This window comes from Synechococcus sp. ATX 2A4 (genome assembly GCF_024346375.1).
GTDB lineage: Bacteria > Cyanobacteriota > Cyanobacteriia > PCC-6307 > Cyanobiaceae > MW101C3.
The window spans coordinates 153,157-168,251 of record NZ_JAGQCV010000002.1; the positions used below are offsets into that span (position 1 = coordinate 153,157).

Annotated in this window: 16 protein-coding genes; 10 read left to right on the forward strand and 6 right to left on the reverse strand. The window is 67.1% G+C overall.

Going from position 1 to position 15,095, the window contains the following annotated elements; translation table 11 throughout:
- Window positions 1-43: 43 nt before the first annotated feature.
- The 6 genes from KBY97_RS02575 (at window position 44) to KBY97_RS02600 (ending at window position 6,789) form a co-directional block, all read left to right on the forward strand.
- A complete protein-coding gene (locus tag KBY97_RS02575; protein ID WP_255145124.1) occupies window positions 44-1,423 on the forward strand; it encodes a YcjF family protein in 1,380 nt (459 codons plus the stop codon).
- A 237-nt stretch (window positions 1,424-1,660) separates the two neighbouring features.
- Window positions 1,661-2,737 (forward strand): photosystem II q(b) protein, encoded by a 1,077-nt coding sequence (gene psbA / locus KBY97_RS02580; RefSeq protein WP_094512903.1) that lies wholly within the window; start codon window positions 1,661-1,663, stop codon window positions 2,735-2,737.
- Between the two features lie 249 nt (window positions 2,738-2,986).
- Complete coding sequence (locus tag KBY97_RS02585; RefSeq protein WP_255145125.1) at window positions 2,987-3,925, forward strand: metal ABC transporter substrate-binding protein; 939 nt, start codon at window positions 2,987-2,989, stop codon at window positions 3,923-3,925.
- Window positions 3,926-3,929: 4 nt separating this feature from the next.
- Window positions 3,930-4,739 (forward strand): metal ABC transporter ATP-binding protein, encoded by an 810-nt coding sequence (locus tag KBY97_RS02590; RefSeq protein WP_255145126.1) that lies wholly within the window; start codon window positions 3,930-3,932, stop codon window positions 4,737-4,739.
- On the forward strand, window positions 4,739-5,578 hold the full coding sequence (locus KBY97_RS02595; protein WP_255145127.1) for a metal ABC transporter permease: 840 nt from the start codon (window positions 4,739-4,741) through the stop codon (window positions 5,576-5,578). The genes KBY97_RS02590 and KBY97_RS02595 overlap by 1 nt, the downstream gene beginning before the upstream one ends.
- Window positions 5,575-6,789, forward strand: a complete 1,215-nt coding sequence (locus KBY97_RS02600) for a DUF4336 domain-containing protein (protein WP_255145128.1) — start codon at window positions 5,575-5,577, stop codon at window positions 6,787-6,789. The genes KBY97_RS02595 and KBY97_RS02600 overlap by 4 nt, the downstream gene beginning before the upstream one ends.
- Window positions 6,790-6,849: 60 nt before the next feature.
- Here KBY97_RS02600 and KBY97_RS02605 read toward each other — a convergent pair whose 3' ends face one another.
- Window positions 6,850-7,197, reverse strand: coding sequence for a DUF760 domain-containing protein (locus KBY97_RS02605; protein WP_255145257.1), 348 nt, complete (start codon window positions 7,195-7,197; stop codon window positions 6,850-6,852).
- 49 nt (window positions 7,198-7,246) lie between these two features.
- Complete coding sequence (gene lepB, locus KBY97_RS02610; RefSeq protein WP_255145129.1) at window positions 7,247-7,840, reverse strand: signal peptidase I; 594 nt, start codon at window positions 7,838-7,840, stop codon at window positions 7,247-7,249.
- A gap of 90 nt (window positions 7,841-7,930) precedes the next feature.
- Between lepB and menD the strand changes: the two genes are divergently transcribed.
- Genes menD through KBY97_RS02625 form a run of 3 tightly spaced genes read left to right on the forward strand, consistent with a single transcriptional unit; the run spans window position 7,931 to window position 11,072 of the window.
- A complete protein-coding gene (menD, locus tag KBY97_RS02615; protein ID WP_255145130.1) occupies window positions 7,931-9,736 on the forward strand; it encodes a 2-succinyl-5-enolpyruvyl-6-hydroxy-3-cyclohexene-1-carboxylic-acid synthase in 1,806 nt (601 codons plus the stop codon).
- 53 nt (window positions 9,737-9,789) lie between these two features.
- Complete coding sequence (gene menB, locus KBY97_RS02620) at window positions 9,790-10,692, forward strand: 1,4-dihydroxy-2-naphthoyl-CoA synthase (protein ID WP_399217145.1); 903 nt, start codon at window positions 9,790-9,792, stop codon at window positions 10,690-10,692.
- A 47-nt stretch (window positions 10,693-10,739) separates the two neighbouring features.
- Entirely contained in the window at window positions 10,740-11,072 is a 333-nt protein-coding gene (locus tag KBY97_RS02625; protein ID WP_255145131.1) for an STAS domain-containing protein, read from the forward strand.
- 94 nt (window positions 11,073-11,166) lie between these two features.
- Here KBY97_RS02625 and KBY97_RS02630 read toward each other — a convergent pair whose 3' ends face one another.
- From KBY97_RS02630 to KBY97_RS02645, 4 genes are read right to left on the reverse strand one after another with little or no spacing between them, the layout of a single operon-like run.
- Window positions 11,167-12,324, reverse strand: coding sequence for a PP2C family protein-serine/threonine phosphatase (locus tag KBY97_RS02630; protein ID WP_255145132.1), 1,158 nt, complete (start codon window positions 12,322-12,324; stop codon window positions 11,167-11,169).
- A complete protein-coding gene (locus KBY97_RS02635) occupies window positions 12,321-12,686 on the reverse strand; it encodes an Hpt domain-containing protein (RefSeq protein WP_255145133.1) in 366 nt (121 codons plus the stop codon). The genes KBY97_RS02630 and KBY97_RS02635 overlap by 4 nt, the downstream gene beginning before the upstream one ends.
- 25 nt (window positions 12,687-12,711) lie before the next feature.
- Window positions 12,712-13,116, reverse strand: a complete 405-nt coding sequence (locus KBY97_RS02640) for a response regulator (RefSeq protein WP_255145134.1) — start codon at window positions 13,114-13,116, stop codon at window positions 12,712-12,714.
- Window positions 13,034-13,969 (reverse strand): ATP-binding protein, encoded by a 936-nt coding sequence (locus tag KBY97_RS02645; RefSeq protein ID WP_255145135.1) that lies wholly within the window; start codon window positions 13,967-13,969, stop codon window positions 13,034-13,036. The genes KBY97_RS02640 and KBY97_RS02645 overlap by 83 nt, the downstream gene beginning before the upstream one ends.
- A 9-nt stretch (window positions 13,970-13,978) precedes the next feature.
- Here KBY97_RS02645 and KBY97_RS02650 point away from each other — a divergent pair, with 9 nt between their 5' ends.
- Window positions 13,979-14,992: a glycosyltransferase family 2 protein gene (locus KBY97_RS02650; RefSeq protein ID WP_255145136.1), complete on the forward strand. Its 1,014-nt coding sequence runs from the start codon at window positions 13,979-13,981 to the stop codon at window positions 14,990-14,992.
- Window positions 14,993-15,095: the final 103 nt, after the last annotated feature.

The window sequence follows — 15,095 nt, forward strand, 5'->3', positions numbered from 1 at the left end:
AGCTAGAGATGCTGACGTTCGTTCGCAGCGGGCGTTGCTCTCCTTGCCCACTTCCGCTCGCCCCCTGGACGTCCCTTCCTGGCGCGGCCTGATTCCCTTCCTGCCGCTGGCAGCTCCTGCTGCCGCCATGTTTGGGGGCTGGCTGCTGCTCGACAGCCTGCACACCCCCCTCTCCGGCGGGCTCACTGTGGTGGCGGCCGCCGGTGCCTGGTGGTGGTGGCGCCGTCCGCGCGGTCCGATCACACCCCAGCTGCCCAGCTCCTGGGCTGGCTGGATCGAACGCTGCGAGGGGCTGCTGCCCCAGTTCGAGCAACTGGAGAGCGCCACCACAGCCGCCACTTCAGCCGCCACCACGGCTGCCTCCGAAGCCTTCCAGGCGGCCCAGCAGCTGCGGCGAGACGCCCTTGAGCAGCTGCGTGGCCGCCAGCATCGCCAGGCCCTTGATCTGGGGCTGGTGGGGCTGCGTCCGCTGGAGCGTGACCTGGAGGGCCCGTTGGTGCAGGGGGTGCGCGCGCCCCTGCCGATCACCCTGCACTGGGGCCATCCGCTCGCCTCCCACAGCCCCGATTGGAGCTGGCCGGCCCCCTTCCTCCGCTGCGATCTGCTGCTTCATGCGGTGCACCCACCGCTGCAGGCTGCCGATCTGCGCTGGCTGGAGGCGCTGCCTGCCGGCCAGCCGGTGTGGCTGTTGGTTGCCGGTGAGGGTCCGCAACTGCTGGCTGATCTCCAGGCCCAGCTGCCGGCGCACCTGCGCGAGCGGCTGCTGCCCTGGAGCGGCGAGCCCGAGGCCCTGGCCGCTGCCCTGGCGCCCTTGGCGCAGGAGTTGCGCCAGCAGGGCCACACCCTGCTGCACCGCACCGAGCAGCGCCTGCTCGAACGGCTCCACGGCGACTGGCAGGGAGCGCTGGAGCGCCTGCGCCGTGAGCGCTGCAAGGCGCTGGTGCAACGCACCCAATGGCTGGTGGCCGCTGGCGTGTTCGCTGCGCCGCTGCCCAGCATGGATCTGCTGGTGCTGGCGGTGGCCAATGGGCTGATGCTGCAGGAGATGGCCCGGCTGTGGGATTGCCCCTGGGGGATGGAGCAGCTGCGGGCGGCAGCCACCGAACTGGCCCGCGCCGCCTTGGCGCTGGGGGTGGTGGAGTGGACCGGCCAGGCCCTCACCAGCGTGATGCGGCTGGAGGGCAGCGCCTGGCTGGTGGGCAGCAGCCTGCAGGCGCTCAGCGGCGCCTACCTCACCCGGGTGGTGGCGCGCGCGATGACCGATGTACTGGCCCTCAGCAGCGGTGTGGCGGAAGCGGATCTGCAGGCGATCCGGCTGCAGGCGCCCCTGCTGGTGGCCCGAGCCGCCGAGAGCGAACGGCTCGACTGGCCGGCGTTCCTCCAGCAGGGCCGTCAGTGGGTGCTGCGCCAGGCCACGGCCTAGGGCTGGCGATTGTTGCGTTTGATCTACTGCTGTATGTAGTTGCATGAAGTTCGCGGTGGTTCTGTTGAACATCTGCGAAGAGATGGTGGCCGCACGCCTCACATCGGCAGGCCTTCCGTAGCGTTTTTGTACGGTGCCTTTTGCCGCTCTCTCGTTACGGTTGCTGGCGGACTTTTCGTGGCTGCCTGAGGCGAGCAGAGGGTGAAGGAACCGTTTCCTTCCGTCCTCCTTCCTCCAATGGCCACGGCTGTTCGCAGCGGACGTCTCAGCTCCTGGGAGAGCTTCTGTCAGTGGGTCACCTCCACCGACAACCGCATTTACATCGGTTGGTTCGGTGTGCTGATGATCCCCTGCCTCCTGGCAGCCACGATCTGCTTCATCATCGCTTTCATTGCCGCTCCCCCCGTCGACATCGACGGCATCCGGGAGCCCGTTGCCGGTTCCTTCCTTTACGGCAACAACATCATCTCCGGCGCCGTTGTTCCTTCCAGCAACGCCATCGGCCTGCACTTCTATCCCATCTGGCAAGCCGTGAGCCTCGATGAGTGGCTCTACAACGGCGGGCCCTATCAACTGGTGGTGTTCCACTTTCTGATCGGCATCTCCTGCTACATGGGCCGCCAGTGGGAACTCTCCTATCGCCTCGGCATGCGCCCCTGGATCTGTGTCGCCTACAGCGCGCCGCTCTCGGCTGCCTTCGCGGTGTTCCTGATCTACCCCTTCGGTCAGGGTTCGTTCTCCGACGGCATGCCCCTCGGCATCTCCGGCACCTTCAACTTCATGCTGGTGTTCCAGGCGGAGCACAACATCCTCATGCACCCCTTCCACATGCTGGGTGTGGCTGGTGTGTTCGGCGGCTCCCTGTTCTCGGCCATGCACGGCTCCCTCGTCACCAGCTCGCTGGTGCGTGAGACGACCGAAAGCGAGAGCCAGAACTACGGCTACAAGTTTGGCCAAGAAGAAGAGACCTACAACATCGTGGCGGCTCACGGCTACTTCGGTCGCCTGATCTTCCAGTACGCCTCCTTCAACAACAGCCGCAGCCTCCACTTCTTCCTGGCCGCCTGGCCGGTGGTGGGCATCTGGTTCACCGCCCTGGGCGTGAGCACGATGGCCTTCAACCTGAACGGCTTCAACTTCAACCAGTCGGTGCTGGATGCCCAGGGCCGTGTGATCAACACCTGGGCCGATGTGCTCAACAGAGGCAACCTCGGCTTCGAGGTGATGCACGAACGCAACGCCCACAACTTCCCGCTCGACCTGGCGCTGCTGGAGTCGGTGCCGGTGGCGCTGCAGGCTCCGGCGATCGGCTGACGCCCAACGCCTCTGCCAGCAGGGATCCCTCTCACCTTGCGCCCCTGAAGGCCCTCGCTGCGGCGCGGGCCTTTTTTCTGGCCCCAGCTGGGCTGCGACTGCGGCTGCGGCAGTGCAGACCAGCTCAGTGCAGACCAGCTCAGTGGAGCTCAGCTCAGGGCAGTGCCGGCACCCATCACAGCTGCACGGATTACGTCAGCGCCTTGTGTGTTCCCCTAGACCATTTCAGTGTTTGATGTTGTGGCCTGCATGACGGCCCGCACGATTCTCCGGCGCCCTGGCCTGATCCTTTCCGGCGCGCTGATGCTCACCAGTGGCGTCCTGCTGGGATGCACGCCCACGCCGGTCCCGGTCGAGCAGGTGCAGGCCAAGCCGCGGGTGCTCACCACCTTCACGATCCTGGCGGACATGGCCAATCGGGTGGCGGGTGACCATCTCCAGGTCGAGTCGATCACCCGGCCCGGCGCCGAGATCCACGGCTACGAACCCTCCCCCAGCGATCTACGGCGCGCGGAGGGGGCCCAGTTGGTGCTGGTCAACGGCTTCGGGCTTGAGCGCTGGGCTGACCGCTTCCTCTCCGGTCTGCCGGATGTGCAGCGGGTGGTGCTGACCGAGGGCATTGAGCCCCTGCCGATCGCCGGCGATGTTGCTGCCGGCAAGCCCAATCCGCACGCCTGGATGTCCCCTCGCTTGGCGGAGGTGTATGTGGAGAACATCCGCAAAGCCTTCAGCGCGCTCGATCCGGCCCACGCCGCCGCGTTCAAGCGCAATGCCGAGGCCTACCGCGCTGAGCTGCGCGTCCTCGACCAGGAGCTGCGCCGGGATCTGGCCACCCTGCCGAGCCAGCACCGCCTGCTGGCCACCTGTGAAGGCGCCTTCTCCTACCTGGCCCGCGATTACGGCCTCACCGAGGCCTACCTGTGGCCCGTCAACGCCGAATCCCAGGTCACCCCGCAGCGCATGGCCCGGCTGATCGCCACGGTGCGTGAGCGCCAGGTGCCGGCGGTGTTCTGCGAAAGCACCGTATCGGCCGAGGCGCAGAAGCAGGTGGCGGCCGAGAGCGGCAGCCGCTTTGCCGGTGTCTTCTTCGTGGATTCCCTCTCGCCGGAAGGCGGCCCGGCCTCCTCCTTGCTGGAGCTGCAGCGGCACAATGTGTCCACACTGGTGAACGGACTCAAGGGGCGCTGATCCGATGCAACACCGCCCGCCCCGCCCGCCTCAGCACCACCCGGCCCAGGAGCGCATCGTCGTCGACAACCTCTGCTACGCCTACAACGGCGTGGTGGCCCTGCACGACGTGTCGCTCCGTGCCTACGCCGGCAGCATCTGCGCTTTGGTGGGCATGAACGGCGCCGGCAAATCCACCCTGTTCAAGGCGCTGATGGGGTTTGTGCGCCCTTCGCGCGGCACGATCGCCATCAATGGCGTGTCCCTGCGGGAGGCCCTGCGCCAGCAGGCGGTGGCCTACGTGCCGCAGACCGAAAGCGTCGACTGGAACTTCCCGGTGAGCGTGGCGAACGTGGTGATGATGGGCCGCTACGGCACCATGAACCTGCTGCGCATTCCCCGCCGCCGCGATCACCAGGCCGTGCGCGAGAGCCTGGAGCGGGTGGAGCTCTGGCCATTGCGCCACCGCCAGATCGGCCAGCTCTCGGGGGGGCAGCGCAAGCGGGCCTTCGTGGCCCGGGCCCTGGCCCAGGAGGCCTCGGTGATGCTGCTTGATGAGCCCTTTGCCGGCGTGGACATCCGCACCGAGAAGCTGCTGATCCAGCTGTTCCAGCAGTTCCGCCAGGAGGGCCGCACGCTGCTGATCTCCACCCACGATCTGAGCCATGTCACCGGCTTCTGCGACGACGTGGTGCTGATCAACAAGACCGTGCTCGCCTACGGCGAAACCTCAGAAGTGTTCACCCAGGAGAACGTGGCCCGCACCTTCGGCGGCGGCCCGCTTGATTCACTCACCTTCACCCCGCCGGATCTGCCCGGTGAGGGCGACCTGTGATGGATGCGCTTCCCTGGCTCACCGAACCGCTGCAGCATGCCTTCATGCAGCGTGCCCTGCTGGTGAGCATGCTCGTGGCCTCCGTCTGCGGCCTGCTCTCCTGCTATATGACCCTCAAAGGCTGGGCGCTGATGGGCGATGCGGTGTCCCATTCGGTGATGCCCGGCGTGGTGATCGCCTACGCCCTCAACCTGCCCTTCGCCCTCGGCGCCTTCGTGTTCGGCGTGGGATCCGTGGCGGTGATCGGTTACATCAAGCAGATGACCCGCATCAAGGAAGACACCGTGATCGGGCTGGTGTTCACCGGCTTCTTCGCTTTCGGCCTGATCCTGGTGTCGAAGGTGCGCAGCAGCATCGATCTCACCCACATCCTGTTCGGCAACGTGCTCGGCATCAGCCCCTCCGACATCCAGCAGACCCTCTGGATCTGCGCCCTGGTGCTGGCGGTGCTGCTGCTGTTGCGCCGCGATCTGATCCTGTTCTGCTTCGATCCCACCCACGCCCGCTCGATCGGCATCCACACCGGTATGCTGCATTACCTGCTGCTGGCGGTGCTGTCCCTAGCGGCGGTGGCCGGCCTGCAGACCGTGGGCATCATTCTGGTGGTGGCGATGCTGGTCACCCCGGGGGCCACAGCCCACCTGCTCACCGATCGCTTCGACCGGATGACCTGGATCGCCGTCGGCTCCGCCGTGCTCTCCAGCGTGCTCGGCATCTACTGGAGCTACTGGATGGATGCTTCCACCGGCGGCTGCATCGTGGTGGTCCAGACCCTCCTGTTCCTGGTCAGTTTCCTGTTCGCGCCGCGCCATGGGCTGGTGGCGCAGCTGCGCCAGTGAGCGTCACCCAGGCCTCGCCAACGACACCGCCAAGGCTGTGCCAGGGCTGGCCCTGGTGGCCGCTGCTGCCGCTCTACCCCTACGGCCACCGCCGCACCCTGGTGCGGGAGCTGGTGCCTGGCCAGGTCTGGAGTTTCGAGCAGCTGCAGGGAGTGCTCTACGTGGCGGTGCCGATCCGCATGACCGTGGTGCGGCTCACCGAAGGGTTGCTGCTCTACGCGCCGGTGGCGCCCACCCAGGAGCTGTTGCACCGCCTGCGCGAGTTGGAAGCCCGTTACGGGCCAGTGCGCACGATCGTGCTGCCCACCAGCTCCGGGCTGGAGCACAAGCTGCCGGTGCCGGCGATGGCGCGGGCCTTTCCTGCCGCCGCCGTGTGGGTGAGCCCGTGCCAGTGGAGCTTCCCGTTGCCTTTGCCCCTGCCCTGGCTTGGTTTTCCCGCCGGCCGCACCCGGGTGCTGTTCGAGCAGGGGTTGCCCCATGCCGACCAGCTGCACTGGGAGATGCTCGGCCCGTTGGATCTGGGGCTCGGCACCTTCGTGGAGGTGGCCTGCCTGCACCGGGCCAGCGGCAGCTTGCTGGTCACCGATGCGCTGGTGGCCATCTCCAGCGAACCGCCGGAGATCTTCAGCGCCGATCCCACACCCCTGCTGTTTCACGCCCGCGAGCTGGGCACCGAGCCCCTCACGGATGGCCACGAGCAACGGCGGCGTGGCTGGATGCGGCTGGTGCTGTTCGCCTCCTATCTGCGGCCGTCTGCCCTGGCGGTGCCCCCCTGGCCCGAGGTGATCGCCGGCAGCTTCCGCCCGGGGGTGCGCGCCGCGAAGGCCTATTTCGGCCTCTATCCCTTCCGCTGGCAGCGGGGTTGGGAGGCGGAGTTTGAGGCGCTGCTGGCCGGTGGCGCTCACCCGCTGCAGGTGGCGCCGGTGCTGGAGCGGCTGGTGTTCCCCAGGGCCCGCACCGCCCTGGTGGCGTGGCTGCGCCGCCTTGCCCGGCTGCCGGGCATCGCCCAGCTGGTGCCCGCCCACTACACGGCGCCGGTGGCGGCCAGCCAGCAGGATCTCCAACGCCTCGCCGATGCCCTGGAGCAGCGCCCGTGGGCGCCCTCCAGCGGGTCATGGGAATTCCTTGCCGGCGTTGACAGCGCCCTTGTGCGTTGGGGCGTGGTGCCGGACGTGCCACCTGCTGCCCCTGAAGCCACCAGCGAGGGCTGAAGAGCTCACTTTCAGAACGCCCCACTGGCGGGGCACTGGCAGAACGCCGCAGTACCGATATCAGAGGCTCAGTTCGCCCGGGTCGGCATCGAGGGAGCCTTCGCCGAACAGGCTGCTTTCCAGCTCCATGCGCTGCTCCATCTGGCGCAGGAAGTAGCCCGTCATCATTGCGGAGGCCAGCAGGCCGGCCAGGTTGTCGCGGCTGGCCTGGATCTTCACTTCAAATTGCTCACCCGGCAGCATGCCGAGCAGGCCCTGAACGTTGTGGCGAATGATGTCCTGGATGTCGCCGCTGGCGGATCGGGCCACACGCTGCAAAACGTCCGGAGATTGCTCCTGCAGGTACTGGATCAGTGAGTTGCCGCTGATCGATTCGCTGTCGGTCGTCAGGAACTCCGGGTTGAACATCTCCGGTGTGCTCTGCGTCACGGCTTGCACCATAACGCAGGCCCCCGGGTCAACCCATCGCCCCAGAGGGGGAGAACCGAATCGGTCCCAGCTGGTTCCAGGGCCAGTAGCGGAACACGGCGGTGCCGATCACGTGGTCGGCCGGCAGGGGGCCCCAGAGGTGCGAATCAAGGCTGGCGTTGCGGTTGTCGCCAAGCACCAGCAGGCAATCCGGCGGCACGGCCAACGTCGCCAGTTCGTAGGCGATCGGTTCGGCCCGCCACGGCTCGGGCACTGGCTGGCCATTGCGGATCAGCTGGCCGTCGTGGACGGCGATCCGATCCCCCGCCGCCCCCACCACCCGCTTGATCAGGGCGGCATCGGGGTCGTAGCCGGCCGCCAGCAGCGCCTCGGGAGGGTGGAACACCACGATCGTGCCCACCGGCAGGGGCCGGTGCAGCCGCGCCCGCAGCTTCTCCACCAGCACCCGGTCGTTGAGCTGAAGGGTGGGCAGCATGGAGCCGGAGGGGATCCAGCGGGGCTCGATCACCACCCAGCGCAGCAGCAGCGCCAGGCCCACCCACAGCAGCAACAGGCCGAACTGGCGCAGCAGTCCGGAGCGGCCACCTCTGGAGGGGCCACCGTTGGTGGGAGCGGCGCTCATGGGCTGTCGCCGCTTGAGGGAGTGGCGCTCATGTCGGGGGGTGTTCGGTCGTGGGCATGATCAGGCCATCTTGAACAGTCACGTGTCCCGGTGAGCGGCGACCACGGCCCCAGCTGCGAACCCCATGCGGCGGCGAATCTGGACGCGGCCCATGCGCTGCTGCTGGCGTTGCGGCAGCTGGGGCTGCGGCGGCTGGTGCTCTGCCCCGGCAGCCGCTCGGCACCACTGGCGATTGCGGCCGGCCTGCTGGAGGCCAAAGGCGAGGGCCTGCGGCTCTATACCGCGATCGATGAGCGCTCCGCCGCTTTCTTTGCGCTGGGGCTGAGCCGCGCCGATGGCCGGCCGGCGGCGGTGATCACCACCTCCGGCACGGCGGTGGCCAACCTCCTGCCAGCGGCGGTGGAAGCCGACCATGGCGCGATTCCGCTGCTGCTGCTGAGCGCCGACCGGCCGCAGCGGTTGAAGGGCCGCGGTGCCAACCAGACGGTCAACCAGGAAGACTTCCTGCGCTGCAGTTGCCGCTGGGCCGGTGCCGGCGCTGATGCGGGCCTGGCTGTCATGACGCCCGCCAGCCTGCAGGCGCTGGCGCTGCGGGCCTGGCAGGAGGCCAACGGCCGGCCGGCCGGCCCCGTGCATCTGAATCTGGCCTTTGAAGAGCCGCTCCATCCCTCGGCGGCAGCCATTGCGGCGCTGCTGGCCCGCACACCGAGCATCAGGGCGCTGGGGGCCCAGCCAGAGCCTTCCGTGCCCTCGGAAGCCTTGCCGCTGCTGGATCCCGATCAGCCCGGCGTGATTGTGGCCGGGCCCTGGCGCGGTGCCCCGGAGCAGTGGCCGTCCCACTTGCAGGCCCTGCAACGCTGGCAGCGGCGCAGCGGCTGGCCCCTGCTCGCCGATGGCCTGTCGGGCCTGCGGGGTCAGCCGTTGCTCGAGCTGGTGGCGGGCTACGACCTGCTGCTGGAGGAGCGCACGGAGACGTTGCAGGTGTCCCAGCTGCTGCGGCTCGGCCCCCTGCCCGCCAGCCGCCGGCTGCAGCACTGGATCGGGCGCAAGTCCGTCAGCCAGCTGGTAATCAGTGAGGGCGACCCGCGCGATTTCGACCCGCTTGGCACTGCCAGCCACCGTTTCGGCCATGGGCTGTCGGCCTGGTGCCGGGCCCTGCCCGCGGCCCTCTGGGCAGGAGAGCCTCCAGCAGCCAACCTCGCCTGGCAGCGGCGCTGGACTGCGCTTGAACAGACGGTTCAGGCGAGCCTCAGCCAGGCCCTGCCCGCCTCGGGACCCGCCAATGAACCCGCCATCGCCCGGGCCCTGAGCCAGCTGTTGCCGCCGCAGCTGCCGGTGATGCTGGCCAGCAGCAGCCCCGTGCGTGACTGGGAGAGCTTCGCGGCCCCGGCGGGGCCGCCACGGGCGCTGTTTGGCTTCAGGGGCGCCTCCGGCATCGATGGCACCCTTTCCCTGGCGGCCGGCCTGGCGGAAAGCGCCGGCGCCCTGGTGCTGCTCAGCGGCGATCTGGCCCTGCTGCACGACAGCAACGGCTGGCTCTGGCGCCAGCAACTGCGCGGCCGCCTCACCGTGGTGCTGATCGACAACGGCGGCGGCGGCATTTTCGAGCAGCTGCCGATTCGCTCCACCGGCTGCTTGCCCGTTCCGCCGGAGATTGCCGCGCCCTTCGACTTCGAGCGCCTGTTCGCCATGCCGCAGCGCCTCGATCAGGGCGCCCTGGCGGCGCTGCATGGCGCGCCCGTGCGGCGTGTGGCGCGGCTGGAGGAGCTGGAGGAGGCGCTGGCCTGGGCGCTTCCCCAGCCCCTGGCCCTGCTGGAATTGCGCACCGATCGCCAGCTCGATGCCCACCTGCGGCGGCAGCTGCGGGCTTCGTTGGCGCACGGCTCCACAGACTGAACCGGCCCACGGCTCCGCAGAATGCGCGTGAGCCGCCGCCGTTGTCTGGCCTGATGCGCCCCGATTCCGCCGCCACCCCCCCCCAGCCCGCGCCGGCGGATCCCGTGCTGCCCGGCATGGCGCCGGTGCTCTGGACGCCGGCCGCCACCTACACCGACATCCGCTTTGACACCTGCGCGCAGGGGATGGCCCGCATCGCGATCAACCGGCCGGCCAAGCGCAATGCCTTCCGCCCGCTCACGGTGCAGGAGCTGTGCGATGCCTTCTCGCGTGTGCGCGACGATCCGAAGATCGGCGTGGTCCTGTTCACCGGTGTGGGGCCAGCCGCCGATGGTGGCTACGCCTTCTGCTCCGGCGGCGACCAGAGCGTGCGCGGCGATGGGGGCTACCTCGATGCCAGCGGCCTGCCGCGGCTCAACGTGCTCGACCTGCAGCGCCTGATCCGCTCCTTGCCCAAGGTGGTGATTGCCCTGGTGGCGGGCTACGCGATCGGTGGCGGGCAGGTGCTTCACCTGCTGTGTGATCTGAGCCTGGCGGCGGACAACGCCGTGTTCGGCCAGACGGGGCCGCGGGTGGGCAGCTTCGATGGCGGCTTCGGCGCCGGTTACCTCGCCCGCGTGGTGGGGCAACGCAAGGCGCGCGAGATCTGGTTTCTGTGTCGCCGCTACGACGCCAGCCAGGCCCTGGCCATGGGACTCGTCAATGCGGTGGTGCCGCTGGAAGAGCTGGAGGCGGAGGGGGTGCGCTGGGGCCAGGAAATCCTGCAGCACAGCCCCACGGCGATTCGCTGCCTCAAGGCGGCCTTCAATGCCGAAACCGATGGCATGGCCGGCATCCAGGAGCTGGCGGGCCAGGCCACCCACTTCTTTTATCGCACCGAAGAAGGGCAGGAAGGGCGCAATGCCTTTCTGGAAAAACGCGAGCCTGACTTCAGCGACGTTCCCTGGCTGCCGTGAAGGGCGAACCCGGTTTATGGTCCTTAAAACCAGATGAAAGCCGCCAAATGAACGCCGATGTTCATGTGATTGCCCCGGCGGGCGCGTTGGATCAAACCACCGGCCACCTGCTCAAGGCCCAGCTGCAAGATGCCATCACCAGCGGCCACCGCCACGTGCTGGTGGATTGCGGCGGGATCACCTTCATGGACAGCAACGGCTTCGGTTGCCTGGTGGCCGCTCTCAAGACCACCCGTGAACATGGGGCCTGCTTTGCCCTCTGCGGTGTGGGCAGCCAGGTGCGCCTGGTGCTGGAGCTCACCGGCACCGATGCGGTGTTCACGATCGCCCCCGATCAGGCCAGCTACCTGGCAACGCTGGAGGGAGCGGCCCTCAGCTGAGTTTCCAGGGGCGGCTGCAGGTGTGGACCAGTAAGCCGAGCTGAATCGCAACGAGCTACGGCGATTAGGACGGCAGCTTGTCGAACGGAAACGCTCATAACTCCAGTGCGATCAGAACCACGTCGTCGTTGAAGCGTGGGTTGGCGGTGTGAGCGAGAACGTTTGCCACCAGTTGCTCCGGAGCCCTCACGCCACCATCCAGCAGATCTTTGACAAACATCAGAAACTCGTCATATTCCCATAACCTGCCGTCGATCAGGTGAATCTCAAAGATGCCATCGGTGCAGAGAAACAGCTGACTTGAGGCATCCAGGATGAGCGTTTGGGGCAGATACACCGCCTCATCAAACAATCCGATCGGAAGCCCTGGCGCCTTCAGTTGCTTCAGTTCTGAGTTTACGCCAGGGATGTAGAGCAAGGCGGGCGGATGTCCCGCGCTGGCGAATTGCAATTCGCGGGTGTCCTTGTCATAGATGCCGCACCACATCGTGAAGTATTGGTCGTTCTGGCGATCCATCTGAAAGCAGGCATTCAGGTAGGTCAGCAGGCGGCCAGGATCAGCGAGCAGATCCTTCGGCAGGGCGCGGGAGCGCAGCAGGTTGTGAACGGAGATGGAGGTCAGCGCTGCGGTCACGCCATGGCCTGACACATCGAGGATGTACACCAACAGGCGCCGGTGATCCAGCCAGTAAAAGTCGAAGCAATCGCCGCCCAGTTGCTGGGAGGGCAGGAACAGGCTTTCTCCCCCTACGGCTCCATCCAGCCGGGCCGGCAGCAGGGAGCGCACATAGCCGGCAGCGCGGGCCAGTTCTGCTTCCAGATGATGTTTCTGCTGCGCCAGATCGGCGCTCAGCTGGCGCAGTTGGGCATTGGCCTGGTGAATCCTCAGCCCCGAACGGATTCGCGCCTTCAGTTCGCTTGGATCCAACGGCTTGCTGAGGAAGTCGTCGGCGCCGGCATCGAGCCCGGCCACCCGGTCGTCCACCTCTGATCGGGAGGTGAGCAGGATGAAGAAAGCTTGCTTCAAGCCGGGATCCGCCTTGAATTGACGGCACACCTCCAGGCCATCCATGCCGGCCATGACCCAATCGCAGATCACCAGATGGGGCGGCTGCTCTAGCGCCCGCTGCAACCCGCTCTGCCCGTCGCTCGCCAGCTGAACGTCGGCGCCCAGTTCACGCAGAATTCGCGTCAGCACCACCTGCAACAAGCGGTCATCGTCGATCACCAGGATCCGCAATCGGTCCTTCATGGAGCTAGAGCCAACTGGGCCAACGCCGCGCGCACCCGCTCAAACTCCGTCAGCAGGGGTTCGATCCGTTCGGCACTGGCCAGCCCCTCGCTGCGGGCCGCCAACTCCACCAGGCGGCAGCATTCGGCGAGCGGCAGGGCGCCGAGGGTGGCGCTGGGGGAGCGCAGGGCATGGGTGGCGTCCGCAAGGCCTGGGGCATCGCCGGCAGCGGCGGCCGCGCGGATGGTGGCCACCAGGCCAGCCGCATCCTCCTGATACATGCCGATCAGTTCGGCCACCATCGCGTCGGCCTCATCGCCACCGAGGGCACGCAGCTCTGCCCAGGCGGTGGGATTGATCGCAGGCTCAGGGGTGTGGCGCATTGGGGTCAATGGTGTCGCTGGAGGGTCAAGGGGAAGGCAGTGGCTGCTCGCTTGAGGTCTGGGCGGCCGCACCAGTGGTGTCGATGGCTGCGTGGCCAGCGGTGGCTGGGCGTGCATGAACGGCCTGACGAAAGCCTTCGAAGCGTTCCAGGCTCGCCTGAAGCTCAGGAAGCCGGATGGGCTTGGTAAGAAAATCATTCATCCCGGCCGCTTCGCATTCGCGCTGGTGGCTGCTGAAGGCGAAGGCGGTAAGGGCCACGATGTAGGGCTGGTGGGCGCCAGAACGAATCCGCCGCGTGCCTTCCAGCCCATCCACCTCCGGCATCTGCAGGTCCATCAGCACCAGATCAATGCCGCCGAGGGCCACCCGCTCCGCCGCTTGCTGGCCATCGCCCGCGAACTCCGCCTTGAGGTTCAGCTTGGCCAGCATCAGTTCCAGCAGGCGTTGGTTGATACGGTTGTCTTCGGCTACCAGAATCTGCAACGGTTTGGTGTCGCTGCCCTCGCCGCCCGGCTGGGTGGGAGGCCGACGTGCGGTGCGTGGTCCGGCGGCGCGCTTGAGCGGCAGCGTCACCAGAAAGCGACTCCCTCGGCCAAGGGTGCTGCTGACGCTGATGTCCCCCCCCCATGAGTTGGCACAGATTGCGGCAGATGGACAGGCCCAGACCTGTGCCCTGGCTCGGGAACACGCTGCCCGTGTCCTGCATGAAATCTTCGAAGATGCAGGGGAGAAAGTCGGGTGAAATCCCCTTGCCGGTGTCTTCGACGATGATCTCCAGCTCTTCGTCGCCAGAGGATGTGGTGCAGCTGAGCAGCCCCAGGCTCACCTCGCCTTCCTGGGTAAACTTAATGGCGTTGCTGAGCAGATTCAGAATGATCTGGCGTAGACGCAGACCATCTCCCACCAGACGATCGGGGACCTGTGGATCAACGCTAGCCTTGAACTGCAGCCCCTTGGCAATGACACATGACTCCATCATTGCAGCGCACTCATTCACGAGCTTGCGCAGGGAATAGGGTTCGGCTCTTATCAGCATCTTGCGTGCCTCGATCTTGGATAGATCGAGGATGTCGTTGATCAGTTGCAATAACAGTTCGCCGCTCGTCTGCAGGGTCTGGACCAGCTCCTGCTGGCCATCGTCCAAGTCGGAATCGAGCAGCAGGTCAGTCATGCCGATCACGGCATTGAGGGGGGTGCGGATTTCATGGCTGATGGTGGAAAGGAAGTCGCCCATGGCCCGATTGGCCGCGATGGCGGTGGCGTTCGCGTTTGTGATTGCCACGCAAGCCCCATGACCTTTGCCGGACCCTTGATCGTGACACCAAGGCCACCGCTGCCACGCGTGTCGGTGGTGGTACCGATCTACAACGCCGCCGACCATCTGGCGGCCACCATCGGCTCGGTTCAGCGGCAGAGCCTCAGCCATTGGGAGCTGATCGCCATCGACGATGGCTCCACCGATGACAGCGCCACCATCGTGGCCGCCATCGCCCGCGCCGACCCCCGCGTCCGCTTGCTGCGCCAGCCCAATGGCGGCGTTTCGAAGGCCCGCAACCACGGCGTGGCGCACAGCTTGGCCCCCCTGATTGCTTTTCTCGATGCCGACGACCAGTGGCACCCCGACAAGCTGCGCCTGCACGTGGAGCGCCACCAGAGTGAGTCCGATCTCGGCGTGAGCTTTGCGCGGGTGGAATTTCTCACCCCCGAGGGAATGCCCACCGGCCAGGTGGCTTCCCATCCCCGCAACCGCCTGCGGCCCGTTGATTTCCTCAGTGAGAACCCCACCACCACCACCTCCAACTGGGTGCTGCGGCGCGAACTGTTTGCTGTGCTCGGCGGTTTCGTGGAGACGATGAGCTATTCGGAAGATCTGGAGTGGCTGCTGCGGGTGGCCTGCGACGGCAGGTGGCGGATCGCGCCGCTCGATCAGGTGCTCACCTTCTATCGCACCTCCACCGGTGGACTTTCTTCCAGCCTGCAGCGCATGGAGCAGGGCTGGCTGCGTTTGATTGAGGAGGCAGGTTGCTACGCGCCGCAACTGGTGGCCCAGTACGGCGCCGCCGCCCGGGCCGTGCAGTTGCGTTACCTGGCCAGGCGCTCGCTGCGGCTTCGCGGCGATCCAGGCATCGGCGCTGATTTCATGTGGCGCGCGCTGCGCTCCGACTGGCGCCTGTTGATCCGCGAACCTCGCCGCACCGGCCTTACGGCGCTGGCGGTGTTCGCCCGCTGCTTGGCCAAGGCCTGCCGCCGCTGCCTGAAGCCGGTGACAAAACAACCCCAATCCACCCAGGATCAGCAAACATGATTTCTGCACTTCTGCAGAGCGACCACTGTTTCCTGCCAGCTCCCCCGATCCCCGCCTGGTGGCAGATGTCGCTCCCGCTGGTGCCAGGCGCCGTCTTTGCCTC